Source organism: Arthrobacter sp. MAHUQ-56 (genome assembly GCF_019710585.1).
Taxonomy (GTDB): Bacteria; Actinomycetota; Actinomycetes; order Actinomycetales; family Micrococcaceae; genus Arthrobacter.
In genome coordinates, this window is the sequence record NZ_JAIFZQ010000026.1 from 64,782 (window position 1) to 82,747 (window position 17,966).

Annotated in this window: 17 protein-coding genes; 16 read left to right on the forward strand and 1 reads right to left on the reverse strand. The window is 67.0% G+C overall.

Annotation, left to right across the window (positions count from 1 at the left end; translation table 11 throughout):
* The 13 genes from ftsW (at window position 1) to dnaE (ending at window position 14,684) form a co-directional block, all read left to right on the forward strand.
* The gene (gene ftsW, locus K4G53_RS20315) at window positions 1-1,329 is read left to right on the forward strand and encodes a putative lipid II flippase FtsW (protein WP_221387497.1); all 1,329 of its coding nucleotides are present in this window, start codon (window positions 1-3) and stop codon (window positions 1,327-1,329) included.
* Window positions 1,330-1,335: 6 nt separating this feature from the next.
* Window positions 1,336-2,436, forward strand: coding sequence for an undecaprenyldiphospho-muramoylpentapeptide beta-N-acetylglucosaminyltransferase (gene murG / locus K4G53_RS20320; protein ID WP_221387498.1), 1,101 nt, complete (start codon window positions 1,336-1,338; stop codon window positions 2,434-2,436).
* Window positions 2,433-3,806, forward strand: coding sequence for a UDP-N-acetylmuramate--L-alanine ligase (gene murC / locus K4G53_RS20325; protein ID WP_221387499.1), 1,374 nt, complete (start codon window positions 2,433-2,435; stop codon window positions 3,804-3,806). The genes murG and murC overlap by 4 nt, the downstream gene beginning before the upstream one ends.
* Window positions 3,799-4,716, forward strand: coding sequence for a cell division protein FtsQ/DivIB (locus K4G53_RS20330; RefSeq protein ID WP_308287939.1), 918 nt, complete (start codon window positions 3,799-3,801; stop codon window positions 4,714-4,716). Before murC ends, K4G53_RS20330 begins: the two co-directional genes overlap by 8 nt.
* Window positions 4,717-4,901: 185 nt before the next feature.
* Complete coding sequence (gene ftsZ / locus K4G53_RS20335; RefSeq protein WP_221387501.1) at window positions 4,902-6,140, forward strand: cell division protein FtsZ; 1,239 nt, start codon at window positions 4,902-4,904, stop codon at window positions 6,138-6,140.
* Between the two features lie 8 nt (window positions 6,141-6,148).
* Window positions 6,149-6,838 carry a polyphenol oxidase family protein gene (locus tag K4G53_RS20340; RefSeq protein ID WP_221387502.1) on the forward strand — a complete coding sequence of 230 codons (690 nt, stop codon included), beginning with the start codon at window positions 6,149-6,151 and terminating at the stop codon, window positions 6,836-6,838.
* The gene (locus K4G53_RS20345; RefSeq protein WP_221387503.1) at window positions 6,831-7,589 is read left to right on the forward strand and encodes a YggS family pyridoxal phosphate-dependent enzyme; all 759 of its coding nucleotides are present in this window, start codon (window positions 6,831-6,833) and stop codon (window positions 7,587-7,589) included. The genes K4G53_RS20340 and K4G53_RS20345 overlap by 8 nt, the downstream gene beginning before the upstream one ends.
* A gap of 90 nt (window positions 7,590-7,679) precedes the next feature.
* Window positions 7,680-8,210 (forward strand): cell division protein SepF, encoded by a 531-nt coding sequence (locus K4G53_RS20350; protein ID WP_221387504.1) that lies wholly within the window; start codon window positions 7,680-7,682, stop codon window positions 8,208-8,210.
* A gap of 118 nt (window positions 8,211-8,328) precedes the next feature.
* The gene (locus tag K4G53_RS20355) at window positions 8,329-8,616 is read left to right on the forward strand and encodes a YggT family protein (RefSeq protein WP_221387505.1); all 288 of its coding nucleotides are present in this window, start codon (window positions 8,329-8,331) and stop codon (window positions 8,614-8,616) included.
* Window positions 8,617-8,795: 179 nt separating this feature from the next.
* Complete coding sequence (locus tag K4G53_RS20360) at window positions 8,796-9,479, forward strand: DivIVA domain-containing protein (RefSeq protein WP_221387506.1); 684 nt, start codon at window positions 8,796-8,798, stop codon at window positions 9,477-9,479.
* Window positions 9,480-9,567: 88 nt separating this feature from the next.
* A complete protein-coding gene (gene lspA, locus K4G53_RS20365) occupies window positions 9,568-10,140 on the forward strand; it encodes a signal peptidase II (RefSeq protein ID WP_221387507.1) in 573 nt (190 codons plus the stop codon).
* Window positions 10,133-11,059: an RluA family pseudouridine synthase gene (locus tag K4G53_RS20370; protein WP_221387508.1), complete on the forward strand. Its 927-nt coding sequence runs from the start codon at window positions 10,133-10,135 to the stop codon at window positions 11,057-11,059. The genes lspA and K4G53_RS20370 overlap by 8 nt, the downstream gene beginning before the upstream one ends.
* Before the next feature lie 67 nt (window positions 11,060-11,126).
* Window positions 11,127-14,684, forward strand: coding sequence for a DNA polymerase III subunit alpha (gene dnaE / locus K4G53_RS20375; RefSeq protein WP_221387509.1), 3,558 nt, complete (start codon window positions 11,127-11,129; stop codon window positions 14,682-14,684).
* A 64-nt stretch (window positions 14,685-14,748) separates the two neighbouring features.
* On the opposite strand, the gene K4G53_RS20380 is transcribed toward dnaE, so the two are convergent.
* Window positions 14,749-15,249, reverse strand: a complete 501-nt coding sequence (locus K4G53_RS20380) for a flavin reductase family protein (protein ID WP_308287940.1) — start codon at window positions 15,247-15,249, stop codon at window positions 14,749-14,751.
* Between the two features lie 138 nt (window positions 15,250-15,387).
* Here K4G53_RS20380 and K4G53_RS20385 point away from each other — a divergent pair, with 138 nt between their 5' ends.
* From K4G53_RS20385 to nrdR, 3 genes are all read left to right on the forward strand, one after another.
* Complete coding sequence (locus K4G53_RS20385) at window positions 15,388-15,915, forward strand: hypothetical protein (RefSeq protein ID WP_221387510.1); 528 nt, start codon at window positions 15,388-15,390, stop codon at window positions 15,913-15,915.
* Between the two features lie 4 nt (window positions 15,916-15,919).
* Window positions 15,920-17,293, forward strand: a complete 1,374-nt coding sequence (gene hisD, locus K4G53_RS20390; protein ID WP_221387511.1) for a histidinol dehydrogenase — start codon at window positions 15,920-15,922, stop codon at window positions 17,291-17,293.
* Between the two features lie 135 nt (window positions 17,294-17,428).
* Window positions 17,429-17,929, forward strand: a complete 501-nt coding sequence (nrdR, locus tag K4G53_RS20395) for a transcriptional regulator NrdR (RefSeq protein WP_221387512.1) — start codon at window positions 17,429-17,431, stop codon at window positions 17,927-17,929.
* Window positions 17,930-17,966 lie beyond the last annotated feature (37 nt).

Genomic DNA, 17,966 nt, shown 5'->3' on the forward strand with positions numbered 1-17,966 from the left:
ATGGTCAGCACGCCCACCCGGCCGCAGGCTGGCAAGCCGCGCCCCGGGTCCACCGCCACGGCAGCACGGGGCCCGGCAGCCCCTGCCGACCGGCTGCGGACCATCTACCGCAGGTTCTGGTCCGCTTTGGAGGGAACGGGCACGTCCCGGAACGGCTCCACCTACTACCTCATCCTCGGGGCCACCCTGGCCCTGACGGCCATCGGGATCATGATGGTCCTGTCGGCCTCAAGCGTCGAATCCATCGCCGCCGGCAAATCGCCCTACGGGGACGCCCTCAAACAGGGCATTTTCGCGGCGCTCGGCATCTTCACCATGTTCGTGCTCTCGCGCGTCAACGTCGTCTGGCTCAAGCGGCTCGCCTGGCCCGGCATCGGCGCAGCCGTGGTGCTCCTGGTCCTGGTGCAGGTCATCGGCGACGAGATCAACGGCAACCGGAACTGGATCGACCTCGGCGGCGTGACTTTCCAGCCGTCCGAGGCAGCCAAACTCGCCCTCGCCCTCTGGATGGCCACCGTCCTCGCCCGGAAGGGGCAGCTGATCAGCCGCTGGCAGCACGTGCTGGTCCCGGCGGTGCCCATGGCCGCGGTCATCGTGGGCCTGGTCCTCGTGGGCAACGACCTCGGCACCGCGATGATCATCATGATGATCGTCGCGGCCGCCCTCTTCTTCGCCGGCGTCCCCCTCTACCTTTTCGGCATCGCGGGCGTCATCGCCGCCGCAGGCACCGCCGTCATGGCCGTCACCAGCTCGAACCGCATGTGCCGCATCACCTCGTGGTGGACGGGCCAGTCGTGCGCGGACGGGATCGACGCGAACTACCAGGCCACAAACGGCCTCTATGGCCTGGCCTCCGGCGGGTGGCTCGGGGTGGGCCTCGGGCAGAGCCGGCAGAAGTACAGCTGGATCCCCGAAGCGCACAACGACTTCATCTTCGCCATCATTGGCGAGGAGCTCGGACTGGTGGGAACCGTCGTCGTCCTGATCCTCTTTGCCATCCTCGGTGCCGCCATCTACCGCGTCGTCGTGGCCCAGGCAGACATGTTCCACCGGGTCCTGGCCGGCACCATCATGGTCTGGCTGCTCGGCCAGGCCACCGTGAACATGTCGGTGGTGACGGGGCTGATGCCGGTCATCGGCGTTCCGCTGCCGTTCATCTCCTACGGCGGATCGGCGCTGCTGATGTCGCTGTGTGCGATCGGCGTGGTCCTGTCTCTGGCCCGGGAGCAGATGGCGCCCGCCATCCGGCCCAAGCGGATGCTCAAATTCAAGGCCCGGAAAGGGCGGGGCAGCAAGCCCCAACAAAAGACTGCAAGGAAGCGTGCCTAACCAGAGATGACTTCGACCCAACCCTCCATCGTCCTGGCCGGCGGCGGAACGGCAGGCCACATCAGCCCGCTGCTCGCCATTGCCGCCGCCCTGCGGAGTGCCTCGCCGGAGGCCGCCATCCTTGCCGTGGGAACACCGTCGGGGATGGAAACCCGGCTGGTTCCAGCTGCAGGCGTCAAACTGGCCACCATCGACCGCGTGCCCTTCCCGCGGAGGCCATCGGCCGACCTGCTGCGCCTGCCCGCCCGGCTGGCCGGCGCCGTCCGCCAGGCCGGAAGCATCCTGGACGACGCGGCGGCGGACGTCGTGGTGGGCGTGGGCGGCTATGTCTGCACCCCTATGTACCTCGCGGCGCGGAAGCGGCGGATCCCCATCGTGATCCATGAAGCGAATGCCCGGCCCGGGCTCGCTAACCGCGTGGGCGCCCTCCTGAACGCCCGGGTCGCCGTGGCGTTCGAGGGAACACCCCTGCGGAATGCCGTGCACGTCGGGATGCCCATGCGGACCGAAATCTCCGGACTGGACCGCAAAGCCGCCCGCGCCGCGGCCCGGGAAGCACTCGGACTCGACCCCCACCAGCCCACCCTGATCGTCACCGGCGGATCCTCTGGCGCCCAAAGCATCAACCGGACCATTGCCTCGGCCGTGGGGCAACTGTCCGCCGCGGGCATCCAGACCCTGCACATCACCGGCCGCGGCAAGACCGTTCTGGATGAGGGCGGTCGGCCGCTTGCCGCCCCCGGGTACCGCCAGGTGGAGTACGTCGACGGCATGGAGCTTGCCTACGCAGCAGCAGACCTGCTGCTGGCCCGGTCGGGCGCCGCCACGGTATGCGAGGTCGCCGCCGTCGGCGTTCCCGCCATCCTGGTGCCCCTGCCGATCGGCAACGGGGAGCAGGCACTCAACGCCGCTGGCCTTGTCGCCGCCGGCGGTGCGGTGCTGGTCGCTGACCGGGACTTCACTGCCGAGTGGGTCTCCCGGGAGCTGGTCCCGCTGATCACCGACAAAGCACGGCTCGCCGGCATGGAAACCAATTCCTACCGGCTGGGCATCCGAAACGCCGACCAGCGCATGGCTGGCCTCATCCTGGAAGCGGTATCCGCATGAACCCCAACAGCGCAGGCCTGGACACCCTTGGCCGGGTGCACTTCATCGGCATCGGGGGAGTAGGCATGTCTGCCGTGGCCCGGATCATGGTGGCCCGCGGGGTTCCCGTCAGCGGCTCCGACGCCAAGGACCTGCCCGTCATGGCTGACCTTGCCGCCGCCGGTGCCCGCATCGCCGTCGGCTACGACGCTGCACACCTGGGTGACGCGCAGACAGTGGTTGCCGGCTCGGCCATCCGGGACGACAACCCCGAGCTTGCGGCCGCACGGCAGGCCGGGCTGCCGGTGCTGCACCGTTCCCAGGCCCTGGCCGCCACCATGGGCAATGACACCGTGGTGACCGTCGCGGGAACGCACGGCAAGTCCACCACGACGTCGATGATCACCGTCCTGCTGCAGGGCACGGGACTCGATCCCTCCTTCGCCATCGGGGCCAACGTTCCTGCCCTCGGCGTCAACGCCGCATCCGGGCAGTCCGGTATCTTCGTGGCCGAGGCAGACGAATCCGACGGTTCCTTCCTCAACTACCGGCCGCGCATCGCCGTCGTCACCAATGTGGAGCCCGACCACCTGGACTTCTATGGCACGGCTGAAGCGGTGTATGAGTCCTTCGACCGCTTCACCGCGCTGCTGCCCGCCGACGGCGTGCTGGTTGCCTGCGCTGACGACGCCGGCGCCCTGGCGCTGGCCGGCAGGACCAAGGCCCGCGGCAACACCCGGGTCATCCTGTACGGCACCGGCGGCGACGCGGATGTCAAGCTGCTCGACGGCGGTCCCGGCCACGTGTCCGTATCCACGGCCCAGGGGCAGTTCGACCTTGCCCTGCAGGTACCCGGCCGGCACAACGCGCTCAACGCGGCAGCCGCCTTTGCCGTGGCCCTGGAACTGGGAGTCGAACCTGCCGCGGCAGCAGCCGGGCTGGCCAGGTTCTCGGGGGCATCCCGCCGCTTTGAACTGAAGGGCTCGGAACGGGGGGTGCGCGTCTTCGACGACTATGCGCACCACCCCACGGAAGTACGGGCTGCGCTTGCGGCGGCGCGTTCCGTCGCGGGGAACCACAAGGTCCACGTGCTGTTCCAGCCGCACCTGTTTTCCCGAACCCGTGAGTTCGCGCAGGAGTTTGCCGACGCGTTGAACCTTGCCGACACCGCACTGGTCCTGGACATCTACCCCGCGCGGGAGGATCCCATTCCCGGGGTCACGAGCCAGCTCATCGCGGACCACCTGCAGGCAGGAGGCCGGGTTGTGGCTGCCGGCGACGCCGTTGCGGCGGTCGCGGCCGAGGCGGCCGACGGGGACATCGTCCTGACCGTGGGTGCAGGGGATGTCACCGCGTACGGCCCCAGGATTGTCGAGGCGCTGCGTGGCTAGCACCCGCCGCCCCACCTACTCGCCGGCCAACCGGAACAGGCGGCCCGAAACAGGGCCCGGAAACGGTGCGAAGAAAGAGGCTTCCGGTGGCGCCGCGGGTGACGTGATTACGGCGTCCCGCAGTATCCCGGACGACGCTGCAAACGGTGCTGCACGGGAGCCGGCGAAGGATCAGAAACCCGCGGGTGCCACGGTCCTGGCGTTTCCGGAGCCCAAGGGCAAACGGCGCCGGAAGAGGCTGCTGCTGGTGGCGGGAACGGTGCTGGCACTCGTTGCCGGGTTGCTGGCGGCCGCGGTCTACTCGCCGCTGCTGGCACTGCAGAGCATCTCCGTCTCCGGGACGCGGCTCACCACGCCCGGGCAGGTGGAGGCCGCGCTGGAACCTCTCCGGGGCAGGCCCCTGCCGCAGATCACCGACGACGAAGTGCGCGGCCTCCTCGGTTCGTTGGTCCAGGTCAAGTCGGTGACGGTGGAGGCGCGGCCGCCATCCACCCTCGCTGTCGCGGTGCATGAACGCATTCCAGTGGCGCTGGTCAAGCAGGGGGAGCAGTACCAGCTCGTGGACGTCGACGGCGTCCAGCTGGCCACCACGGATGATCCGGCGTCGGCTTCCCTGCCGGTGATCGACGGTGGTGCCGGCGCCATCGGCCAGGACCTGTTCCGGGCCACCGCCGCGGTCCTGGCCGCCTTGCCCGCAGATGTCCTGGCGAAGCTTTCCAACGCCTCCGCCCAGTCGGTGGATGCCGTCGAACTCAAGCTTGTGGACGGCCAGACCATCGTCTGGGGCAACGCCTCGGAGAAGGAGCTCAAGGCCCGCGTCCTGGCGGCGCTCCTCAAGGCTCCGGTTGACCCGAAGAACCCGGTCCGGGTCTACGATGTCAGCGTGCCGCGCCAGCCCGTGACACGGTGAGCACTTTCTTTTCCGGTATTAATCCGACACGCGGACCCGGTTATTGAATGTCCGAACCAGAGGAAATACCGTCACAGACAAGAGTTACTTGACATAACTATAACCTTCAAGTCGAAGGTTAAGGTTGCGTCCTTCAAGCTCTCCATCAGTTTTTCGCAATAAGACACGAACAAGGGACACGTAACGTGGCAGCTCCGCAGAATTACTTGGCCGTCATCAAAGTCGTCGGCATCGGCGGCGGTGGCGTGAACGCAGTCAACCGCATGATCGAGGTCGGGCTTCGGGGTGTTGAGTTCATCGCGATCAATACCGACGCCCAGGCACTGCTGATGAGCGACGCCGACGTGAAGCTCGACGTCGGACGCGAGCTGACCCGTGGCCTCGGAGCAGGTGCCAACCCGGAGGTCGGCAAGCAGGCCGCCGAGGACCACGCGGACGAAATCGAGGAAGTCCTGCGCGGCGCCGACATGGTGTTCGTGACGGCCGGCGAAGGCGGCGGAACCGGCACCGGCGGCGCGCCCGTCGTCGCCCGGATTGCCCGGTCCCTCGGCGCCCTGACCATCGGCGTCGTCACCCGTCCGTTCACCTTCGAGGGCCGCCGCCGCGCCGGCTCCGCAGAGGCCGGCATCGACGCCCTGCGCGACGAAGTCGACACCCTGATCGTGATCCCCAACGACCGCCTGCTGTCCATCAGCGACCGCAACGTCTCGGTCCTGGACGCCTTCCGCTCCGCGGACCAGGTGCTGCTCTCAGGTGTCCAGGGCATTACCGACCTCATCACCACCCCTGGCCTGATCAACCTCGACTTCGCCGACGTGAAGTCGGTCATGCAGGGTGCCGGCTCCGCGCTGATGGGCATCGGTTCGGCCCGGGGCGAGGACCGCGCCGTCAAGGCGGCCGAACTGGCCATCGCCTCGCCGCTGCTGGAAGCTTCGATCGATGGCGCCCACGGCGTGCTGCTTTCCATCCAGGGTGGCTCGGACCTCGGCCTGTTCGAGATCAACGAGGCCGCCCGGCTGGTCCAGGAGGTAGCACACCCCGAGGCCAACATCATCTTCGGTGCCGTCATTGACGACGCCCTGGGTGACGAAGCCCGCGTCACAGTGATCGCCGCCGGGTTCGACGACGTCAAGGCGACGTCGCCGTCCATGGACCAGTCCCAGCCCCAGGCCGCTCCGCAGCGCCCGGCCGCCCCGGCAGCCGCGCCCGCGTCGGCCCAGCCGCAGTCGGGCGGCACGCACCAGGCCAGTGTGCAGCCGATCCACGCCGGTGTTGGTGCGGCGGGACTGAGCAACTGGGGCCAGCAGCGTCCGTCGGCCGTCCCTGCTGATTCCGGCTTCGACGTCGACCTGCCGTCCGTCGTGGAGCCGGACCTGACCGGCACCCACCCGGACGACCTGGATGTCCCCGATTTCCTGAAGTAGGCACCGGCTTGTTCCATTGGCGCGCCGGCATCCTCCCGGGGGTGTCGGCCGCATTCACTGACGCCGGAGCCGGCAACCTGGCCCTGCACGTGGGCGACGACCCTGCAGCTGTCCAGGAGCGCCGGCGCCGCGTGGAGCAGTCCATTGGCGTGGCTCCCCAGTCGCTCCGCTTCATGAACCAGGTCCACGGCGCAAACGTTGCTGTCATGGATGCCGGTTCGCCGTCGCCGGAAGCAGACGGCATGGTGTCCCGGGGCCTGCCGCTGGCAGTCATGGTGGCCGACTGCATTCCCGTTCTGCTTGCCGGTACTGCGGCCACCGGTCCAGTCCTCGCCGCCGTCCATGCCGGACGCCCGGGCGTTGCCAGCGGCGTGCTTCCTGCCGCAGTGGACAGGATGGCCTCCCTCGGTGCCTCCGGCATCCGGGCGTGGCTTGGTCCATCGATCTGTGGCGCCTGCTATGAGGTTCCCGCTGCCCTTCGCGACGAGGTGGCTGAACTGGTACCCGCGAGCTGGAGCGCCACCTCGTGGGGAACGCCCGCGCTGGACCTTCCGGCCGGAGCCCGCAGCCAGCTCGAGGCGGCAGGGGTGCAGGTGGAATACTCGGGCACCTGCACGCTGGAGACGGAGAGCCTGTATTCGTACCGGCGGAACCGGAACACCGGCCGCTTCGCCGGAGTGGTGTGGTGCCATGACTGACACCTCTGCCCACGGCGAACCAGGGACCGATCCCCGAACTGCTGAACTGGCGGAACGCCTCGCAGCGGTCCGCCGGCGCATCTCCGCCGCCGCCGAAGCCGCCGGGCGCGCCGACCGGCCGCCCTCACTCATCGTGGTCACAAAATTCCACCCGGCCGCGGACATCAGGCGGCTCGCCGCCCTGGGCGTTACGGACGTGGGCGAGAACCGGGACCAGGAGGCAGCCGCGAAAGCGGCCGAACTCGCCGACTGCCCTCTCACCTGGCACTTCGTTGGCCAGCTCCAGACGAAGAAGGCCAAGTCCGTGGTCCGCTACGCCTCGGCAGTGCACTCGGTGGACCGCGAGCAGCTGGTAGAGGCCCTGGCAAAGGCGGCCCGGAATGAAATTGACGCCAGCGGACGGCCGCCCCTGGACTGCTATATCCAGGTCAACCTTGAAGACCATGCAGACGACGCCGGCACGCACCGGGGAGGGGCTGTCCCGGCCGACGTCCCGGTGCTGGCCGAGAGGATCGCCGCGGAGCCCGGCCTGAACCTTGCCGGGGTCATGGCGGTTGCCCCCCTGGGCCTGCCGCCGGGGCCCGCCTTCGAGAAGCTGGCCGCGATTTCCGCGCGCCTGGTGGCGGAGTATCCCGGCGCCACAGCCATCTCGGCGGGCATGAGCCAGGACCTGGAAGACGCCATCAAGTTCGGGGCGACACACCTGCGAATCGGTTCCGATATTCTCGGTTCCCGTCCCGCAGTGGGGTAGCGTCGGTCCTGTTGGAAGTGATGGGCGGGGGACTCCAGTGCTGTCGAATCATTGGGCGGCCCGCTTACGGGACACGATTAGGAGTCGACCATGGCCGGCGCTCTGCGCAAGACAATGATCTATCTTGGGCTCGCCGACGGCGACGAGCATTACGAGCCCGAGCAACAGACCACACGTAAGGATGAGGACGAAACAATGGAAGTTGACCGCGAGGAACGCCGTGCGCCAGCACCGGTCCGCGAAGTCAGCCGTGAGGCGTCCTACACCCCTGAAGAGGAATACCGCGCCCCTGTGACTCCCATAAAGCGTGCGGCATCGAGCCGTGAAGAGAACACCGGCCTCCGCCAGATCACCACGATCCACCCGCGCTCCTACAACGACGCCAAACTCATCGGTGAGAGCTTCCGGGACGGCATTCCGGTGATCATGAACGTCACCGACATGGGCGAGGCCGACGCCAAGCGTCTGGTGGACTTTTCTGCCGGGCTGGTATTCGGCCTGCGCGGCAGCATCGAACGGGTGACCAACAAGGTATTCCTGCTCTCGCCGTCGTACGTGGAAGTCATCGGCGACGACAAGAAGGCCAGCGACACGCAGGCCAGTTTCTTCAACCAAAGCTGAACATCAGGATGCGGCCGGATGCCAGGCAGGGACACCTGTCTGGCATCTGTGCTGAAATAGAGAAGACGCTCGGCAACACCGCGGCACCACCGCTGGATACGGAGATATGAATTAAGCCATGGCAATTGTTTTCGCACTGGTCTATCTCGCGCTGCTGCTCTTCTTTATCGCCCTCATCATCCGCCTGGTCTTCGACTGGGTGCAGGTGTTCGCGAGGGAGTGGCGCCCCAGGGGTGCCGCCCTGGTGGTGGCGCACACCGTGTACTCCATCACCGATCCTCCCCTCAAGGGCCTGCGGCGGATGATCCCGCCCCTGCGGCTGGGGGGCATCTCGCTGGACCTGGGCTTCCTGATCCTTTTCATCGGGGTCAGCATTGCGATGAACATCACCAGGGGCCTTGCCTGATTTACCGACACGGCCCAGCTGCGCAGCGGTGCTCTCCGGCGGGGAACAGTTACTGTGAAAGCGAAGAAAGCTCGAGTTTGACACCGCAGTGTTGAATTAGAGTAAGCAGACCAAATTTAGGTACCGTAGTTTTGACGGCCGGAAGGCCTACTGACTAACCAGACCAGTGAGGTGACCAGATGGCTTTGACGCCAGAAGACGTTGTCAACAAGCGCTTTCAGCCCACCAAGTTCCGTGAGGGCTACGACCAGGACGAGGTTGACGACTTCCTGGACGAGATCGTCGTCGAGCTTCGCCGCCTGAACCAGGAAAACGACGAACTTCGCAAGAAGCTCGCCGAAGCGGGTTCCAGCGTTCCGGCAAGCTCAGCCACCGCACCCGTGGTGGAAAAGGTCCCCGCGCCGGTCAAGGCCGACAAGGACGAGGCCCGCGAGAAGGCAGAGGCTGAAGCCAAGGCTGCCGAAGCCGCCAAGAAGAAGGACGTCCAGCCGGCTCCGGTTGCTGCCGCCCCCGCTGCCGGTTCTCCTGCCGCCACCGCATCCGCCGAGTCCGCTGCCGGCCTGCTGGCCATGGCCCAGCAGATGCACGACCGCCACGTCGCCGACGGACAGGCCCAGAAGGACAAGATCATCGCCGAAGCGCAGATCGAAGCCAGCAGCCTCGTCAACGACGCCCAGGAGAAGTCCCGGAAGATCCTCGGTGCACTGGAACAGCAGCGTTCGGTCCTCGAGCGCAAGGTGGAGCAGCTGCGCGGCTTCGAACGCGACTACCGCTCACGCCTGAAGGCCTACATCGAGGGCCAGCTCCGCGACCTCGAAGCCCGTGGCTCGGTTGCGACGCCGGAAGTCAGCGAAGCCAACTAAGCTGGCAGCACGTATTCTGAAAGCCGGTGGCTGAGGATTCCTCGGCCACCGGCTTTTGGCATCACCCGGTATTACGAATGAAAGCACCATGACTGACGAACTTGCCGCCGACGCCGCACGCCCTGTCCCGCCCTCCCAGCGCCCGCGCCGGGCTGTGCTGCTGTCCCTCTTCGCCGGATTCGCGGTGTTTGCCTATGTCCTGGACCAGCTGACCAAACTCTGGGTCACCTCCACCATGGTCGAGGGCGAGCGGATCCCGGTGCTGCCGCCCCTCCTGCACTGGTACTTCATCCGGAACTCCGGGGCTGCGTTTTCCATCGGTGAGAACATCACCTGGGTGTTTTCCCTCATTATGGCCGGAGTCGCCATCGCGATCCTTTTCCAGGTACGCAGGCTGGGATCCGCCTGGTGGGCCCTGGCGCTTGGCCTCCTGCTGGGCGGTGCCCTCGGGAACCTCACCGACCGGCTTTTCCGTGAACCGTCCTTCGGGATGGGGCATGTGGTGGACTTCATCCAGCTGCCCAACTTCGCGATCTTCAACATCGCCGACTCCGCCGTGGTGTCCGCCGTCGGCATCATCTGCATCCTGACCATCCGGGGCGTAGCCCTCGACGGCACCCGCGTGGGCGGCGGACGCAAGGACGGGCCCGGCCATGACTGAGCGCATCGTTATCGAAGAAGCATTCGGCGGAACACGTGCGGACGCCGGGCTGGCAGGAATCCTGGGAATCTCGCGGTCCGTTGCCGCCTCGCTGCTGGCGGAGGGCCATGTGCTGCACGGTGGCAAGACGCTGGGCAAGTCGGCAAAACTCGTGGCCGGGGATGTCCTGGACATCACGGTGCCGGAACGGCGCAACCCGCTGGAAGTCGTGGAGGAACCTGTGGAAGGCCTGAACATCCTGCTCGACGACGACGATTTCGTCGTCGTGGACAAGCCCGTGGGCGTAGCGGCGCACCCGTCACCCGGTTGGGTGGGGCCCACCGTCGTGGGCGGCCTGGCCGCCGCCGGCTACCGCATCTCCACCTCCGGCGCCCCCGAACGGGCCGGCATCGTCCACCGGCTCGACGTCGGCACCTCCGGGGTGATGGTCGTCGCAAAGTCGGAGCGGGCCTACACCGCGCTCAAGCGGGCGTTCAAGGAACGCACAGTCGACAAGGTGTACCACGCTGTGGTGCAGGGACTCCCGGACCCCTTGACCGGAACCATCGACGCGCCAATCGGCCGCCACCCCGGACACGACTGGCGCTTCGCCGTGATCGAGGACGGCCGCCCCTCCGTCACCCACTACGAGGTACTTGAGGCCTTCGGCAGGGCCAGCCTGGTGGAAGTGCACCTCGAAACCGGCCGGACGCACCAGATCCGCGTCCACTTCTCCGCGCTCCGGCACCCCTGCGCCGGTGACCTCACCTACGGCGCAGACCCGCGGCTGGCTGCAAACCTCGGCCTGACGCGGCAGTGGCTGCATGCAAGGGAGCTGTCGTTTGACCATCCGGTGACGGGGGAGCGCGTTACGGTCACCAGCGACTATCCGCAGGACCTGGCCTACGCCCTGGACATTCTGGGATCCGGGCAGGCCTGACGGGCCGGTGAACCTGACACGCCGGCCGCAGCCCGGACGCCCGGGAGGCAGCGCTTAGAATAGTGCGGTGAGTTCCAGCAATGATTCGTTTGTCCACCTGCACACCCACACCGAATATTCCATGCTGGATGGAGCTGCCCGCCTGGGGGAGCTGTTCGACGAGACCGAGCGCCTGGGCATGCCTGCCCTTGCCACGACGGACCACGGCTACCTGTTCGGTGCTTTCGATTTCTGGCAGAAGGCCCAGGCCAAGGGCATCAAGCCGATCATCGGCGTCGAAGCCTATGTGACTCCGGGCACCGCGCGGACGGACAAGGAACGCGTGCGGTGGGGCGACGAATCCCAGCGCAAGGACGACGTCTCCGGTGGTGGCTCCTACACGCACATGACGCTGCTGAGCTACAACAACGTGGGCATGCGGAACCTGTTCCGCGCCTCCTCCATCGCGTCGCTGGACTCCGTCTTCGGCAAGTGGCCCCGGCTGGACCGCGAACTGCTGAACACCTATTCCGAGGGCCTCATCGCCACCACGGGATGCCCCTCCGGCGAAGTCCAGACCCGGCTGCGCCTCGGCCAGTACCGCGAAGCCCTGGAAGCGGCGGCCGAATTCCGGGACATCTTCGGCGCGGAGAACTACTTCTGCGAACTGATGGACCACGGGCTTGATATCGAACGCCGTGTCACGGGGGACCTGCTGCGGCTCGCCAAGGACCTGAACCTGCCGCTGGTGGCCACGAACGACCTCCATTACACGCACGAGCACGACGCCAAGGCGCACGAGGCCCTGCTGGCCATCCAGTCCGGTTCCACCCTGCTGGAGCCGACGTACGACAACGGCGGCTCGCGCTTCGCCTTCTCCGGCAGCGGCTACTACCTCAAATCCCCGCAGGAGATGCGGGAGCTCTTCCGCGACCACCCGGACGCCTGTGACAACACCCTGCTCATCGCGGAGCGCTGCGAGGTGTCCTTCAACACCGACGCCAACTACATGCCCCGGTTCCCCTGCCCGCCGGGCGAGGACGAGACCTCGTGGCTGGTCAAGGAAGTGGACAAGGGACTGAAGTACCGGTATCCCGGCGGCGTCCCGGACGATGTCAGGAAACAGGCCGACTACGAGCTCGGCGTCATCACGTCCATGGGCTTCCCGGGCTACTTCCTGGTGGTTGCCGACTTCATCAACTGGGCCAAGAACAACGGCATCCGGGTGGGCCCCGGCCGCGGCTCGGGTGCAGGCTCCATGGTGGCCTACGCGATGCGCATCACCGACCTCGACCCGCTGCGGCACGGACTGATCTTCGAACGGTTCCTGAACCCGGACCGCGTCTCCATGCCCGACTTCGACGTCGACTTCGATGACCGGCGCCGCTCCGAGGTCATCGACTATGTGACCCGCAAGTACGGCGACGAGCGCGTGGCCATGATCGTCACCTACGGCACGATCAAGACCAAGCAGGCCCTCAAGGACTCATCCCGCGTCCTCGGCTACCCGTTCAGCATGGGCGAGACGCTGACCAAGGCGCTGCCGCCGGCCGTCATGGCCAAGGACATTCCGCTCGCGGACATCCAGAACCCCGAGGCCAAGCGGTATTCCGAGGCCGGCGACTTCCGGCAGCTGATCGCCACCGATCCCGAGGCCGCCAAGGTCTTCGAGACGGCACTGGGCATCGAGGGCCTGAAGCGCCAGTGGGGCGTGCACGCCGCCGGCGTCATCATGTCCTCGGACCCCATCATCGACGTCATCCCGATCATGCGCCGCTTCCAGGACGGCCAAGTCATCACCCAGTTCGACTACCCGACGTCCGAGGGCCTGGGCCTGATCAAGATGGACTTCCTGGGCCTGCGGAACCTCACGATCATTTCCGACGCCCTTGAGAACATCAAGATGAACCGGGGCATCGACCTGGACCTGGAAAACCTCGAACTGGACGACGCCGCCTCCTACGAACTCCTGGCACGCGGTGACACCCTGGGCGTCTTCCAGCTCGACGGCGGTCCCATGCGGTCGCTGCTCAAGCTCATGAAGCCTGACAACTTCGAAGACATCTCCGCCGTCCTGGCGCTCTACCGGCCGGGCCCCATGGGCGCCAACGCCCACACGGACTATGCACTGCGCAAGAACGGGATTCAGGAAGTCATCCCCATCCACCCGGAACTTGAGGAACCCCTCCGCGAGATCCTGGGCGGCACCTTCGGCCTGATCGTGTACCAGGAGCAGGTCATGGCCGTCGCGCAGAAGCTGGCAGGCTACTCGCTGGGCCAGGCAGACATTTTGCGCCGCGCGATGGGCAAGAAGAAGAAGTCCGAGCTGGATAAGCAGTTCGCCGGCTTCTCCCAGGGCATGCAGGACAACGGCTACTCCATGGAAGCCGTCAAGACTTTGTGGGACATCCTGCTGCCGTTCTCCGACTACGCCTTCAACAAGGCCCACTCGGCGGCGTACGGCGTCATCTCCTACTGGACCGCGTACCTCAAGGCGCACTACGCGCCTGAGTACATGGCCGCGCTGCTGACCTCGGTGGGTGACGACAAGGACAAGTCCGCCATCTACCTGAATGAGTGCCGCCGCATGGGCATCACGGTGCTGCCGCCGGATGTCAACGAGTCCGCACTGAACTTCACCCCTGTGGGCAACGACATCCGCTTCGGCATGGGCGCCATCCGCAACGTGGGCGTCAACGCTGTGGAAGCCATGGTGGCCGCCCGTGAAAGCGAGGGCGCCTTCACGTCCTTCAAGGACTACCTGATGAAAGTTCCGGCCGTGGTCTGCAACAAGCGGACCATCGAATCGCTGATCAAGTCCGGCGCGTTCGATTCACTGGGCCACCACCGCCGCGCCCTGGCCATGGTCCATGAAGAGGCCATCGATTCGGTCATCACCCTCAAGCGCAACGAGGCGATCGGCCAGTTCGACCTCTTCGCCGGGTTCGACGAAGCCGAATCGGAAGCGTCCCTCAGCATCGAGATTCCGGACCTGCCCGAGTGGGAAAAGAAGGACAAGCTCTCCTTCGAGCGGGACATGCTGGGCCTGTACGTCTCGGACCACCCGCTGCAGGGCCTGGAAGGCCTCCTGGCCCAGCACGCGGAGATGAGCATCACGTCCATCCTGGGCGAGGACGGGCCGCAGGACGGTGCCATCATCACCATCGCCGGCATGATCACCTCCCTGAGCCGGCGGATCGCCAAGGCCAGCGGCAACGCGTATGCCCGCGCCGAAGTGGAGGATCTGGGCGGTTCGATTGAAGTGATGTTCTTCGGCCAGGTCTACGGGCCCATCGCCTCCGTGCTCGCCGAGGACCTGATCGTGGTGGTCAAGGGCAGGCTGCAAAAGCGCGATGACGGGGCCATCACGCTGAACTGCATGGAACTGTCCGTTCCGGACCTCAGCGAGGGGCTGCACGGGCCGCTGGTGATCACCATGCCAACGCACAAGGCCACCGAAGCCGTGGTCACCGAACTCGGCGACGTGCTGCGCACGCACCGGGGCAACTCGGAGGTCCGGCTGCACCTGCAGGGGGACACCCGCACGGAGATCATGGGCCTGCCAGTCCACCTGCGGGTGAACCCCAGCCCTTCGCTCTTCGGTGACCTGAAAGTCCTGCTGGGCCCAGCCTGCCTGGACGCCTGACAGCGACGCGGACGACGGCGGGAAGTACCTCCCGCCGTCGTCCGCGCCTTTGTGCCGGGCTGGCCTAAATCTCGTAGTCGAGGGGAACGGGCTGCCCGTAGGCGCCGCCGTGGTACAGCAGCGGCGAGCCGTCGCCGCCCACCTGGCCGTCCACCACCTGGACCACCACCACGGCGTTGTTCTCGAAGGACAGCCGCATCTGCACCTCGCCGATCAGCCACCCGGCGACGTCCTTCAGGATGGGCACCCCCCGGGGGCCGATCTCCCAGTGGTTGCCTTCGAACCTGTTACCTGGCCGCGCAAACCGGGCGGCCAGCTCCTGGTTCTCCAGGCCCAGCATGTGGACGCCCAGGTACTGCGTGTTGGCGACGGCGGGCCAGGACCTGGAACTGCGTGCCATGTTGAAGGTGAAGCGCGGGGGCTTCGCGGACAGCGAGGCCACGGAGGTGGCGGTGAAACCGTAGGGCTCGTCCTGGTAGTTCACCGTGATGATGGCGACGCCTGCGGCATGGCGCCGGAACATCTCCCTGAACGTCTGCTCGAACGGCGCGGTGTTGTCGGTCACCGGAACTCCTGGCGATAAGTGGCGTGTCTCTTACTCCAAGCCTATTGGGCTTTCGGGCCGCCGTGGAAAACCCGCAGCAGCACACCCCACGCCACCCGGCGCCGGGGGATACGGGGAACCTTTGTTAAGGTGTGTTGCATGACGAATTCTGTCCGGCCCGCCCGGCTGCCCTGGAGCATGTTGCTGGTCCCGGCGGCGGCGGGGATCCCCGCTGGCATTCTCTGGTGGGTCCTGGCACCGGGCGGCCTGAACCTCCTTACCAGGGACCCCGCCCTGGCAACGGGCGGCAACCCGGTGGTGTGGCTTCCGCGGGACCTGACCCTCGCAGGCATCATGGTGCTGGCCGGCTGCCTGCTGGCGGTGTTCCTGTCCGACGGGAAGCGCAGGGACCCGCAGGCGGCGCTGCTGATGGGGCTGGCGGGGGCGTTGGCCGGCAGCATTCTGGCGTGGCAGACAGGCCTCCTCGCTGCCCGGCTCTGGGGTCCGGCGGCGGACGCTTCGGCCAACGCCAGCGTCGCCTTCTCCCTGCGTGCCTGGCCCGTCCTGCTGCTGTGGCCCGGCGCCACGGCCGTCTCGATCTTTGTCCTGGAACTGGTGACCCTGCTCGGCCGGAAGCCCGCGGATGGCGGGCAGGGAACTCCGGGCAGTTTCAGCGCCGTAAAATAGGCGGGTGACCATTTCCCCGGAGTTCCCTGTCCCAGCGACTGCCGCCGTCGATTTCCGCACCATTGACCTTCGCGGGCGCAGCATGAGCCTCGCCGCGCTGCGCGCCGCCGTCCCGCGGGCCCAGGGCCAGACCATGGCGGACGCCGAGGAAAAGGTCCTGGACATCATCTCCGCTGTACGCGGGCGCGGTTTTGCTGCCCTGGCCGAGCTGGCCCGGAAGTTCGACGGCGTGGAGCAGGACCACCCGCTGGTCCCCGCACAGGCAATTGCCGACGCCCTGGCCGGGCTGGATCCCGCCGTGCGGACCGCGCTGGAGGAGTCCATCAGCCGGGCCCGGAAGTTCGCGGACGGACAGCGGCCCCGCAATGTCGACGTCGAACTCGGCGACGGCGCGGTGGTGAGCCAGAACTGGGTTCCCGTGGCGCGCGTGGGCCTGTATGTTCCCGGCGGGCTTGCCGTCTACCCGTCGTCCGTGATCATGAACGTCGTTCCCGCACTCGCCGCCGGCGTCGAGTCCATTGCCCTGGCTTCGCCCCCGCAGAAGGAGTTCGGCGGACTGCCGCACCCCACCATCCTGGCTGCGGCGGCCCTGCTGGGAATCACCGAGGTGTACGCCATCGGCGGCGCGCAGGCCATCGCCGCCTTCGCCTACGGGGCGGAAAGCAACGCCCACGGCCCGGCGCTGGAGCCCGTGGACGTGGTGACCGGCCCGGGGAATATCTTCGTCGCCACCGCCAAGCGGCTGGTGAAGGGCGTCGTGGGGATCGATTCGGAGGCGGGAACCACCGAGATCGCCGTCCTGGCCGATGACTCCGCCCAGCCCGCGCTGGTCGCGGCGGACCTGGTGAGCCAGGCCGAGCATGACCCGAAAGCGGCTTCGGTGCTGATCACCGATTCCGAGGAACTTGTGACGGCAGTGCGGGCCGAACTGGAGCGGCAGGCAGGCATCACCAAGCACTCCGCACGCGTCCGGGAGGCCCTCTCCGGCCCGCAGTCCGGCGCTGTGCTGGTGGACGGACTGGAGCAGGGCATCGCGGCGTGCGACGCCTACGCCGCAGAGCACCTGGAGATCATGACGCGGGACGCTGCGAAGGTGGCGGCACGTATCCGCAACGCCGGCGCCATCTTCGTGGGCGATTACAGCCCGGTCAGCCTGGGCGACTACTGCGCAGGCTCGAACCACGTGCTGCCCACCAGCGGCACCGCTGCCTTCTCCTCGGGGCTGAACGTCACCACTTTCCTGCGGGCCATCCAGGTCATCAACTACAGTGAGTCCGCCCTGGCCGAGGTCAGCAGCCACATCGTCAACCTGTCCCGGGCGGAGGACCTGCCGGCCCACGGAGACGCCGTGACGGCCCGGTTCCCGGAGACGCCGTAGCTACTACATGTAGTAATTACAGGATTGTTATTCCCCCAGATATGGCCGTAAACTGAAAGGCGCCACAGCATTGCCGCCCGGCGGCGATGATGGCCCTGACCACGTTGCACACCACAAGCGAGAAGGGGGAACGCCATGTATTGCCCGTTCTGCCGCAACCCCGATTCCCGCGTAGTGGACAGCCGGATGGCTGACGACGGGTCAGCAATCCGCCGGCGCCGCCAGTGCCCCGAATGCGGCCGCCGCTTCACCACGGTCGAAACCACCAGCCTGTCCGTCATCAAGCGCTCGGGCGTGGGGGAGCCGTTCAGCCGGAGCAAGGTCATCAACGGCGTGCGGAAAGCCTGCCAGGGCCGGCCCGTGAGCGAGGACGACCTCGCCCTGCTCGCCCAGGAGGTGGAGGAGCAGATCAGGGCTTCCGGAGCTGCCGAGATCGACGCCCACGAGGTTGGCCTCGCCATCCTTGGCCCCCTGCAGAAGCTCGACAAGGTGGCCTACCTCCGCTTCGCCAGCGTCTACCAGGCTTTCGAATCCCTTGAGGATTTTGAAACAGCCATTGCCCTGCTCCGCCACGAGGCCGAGGATGACGCCAAGGGCGCATCGGGCGCGAAGAGCTCCGAGAAGAGCCCCCTCTAGACGCCGGTGGCGGCAGCGGAGGGGAAGCCGCAGCCGC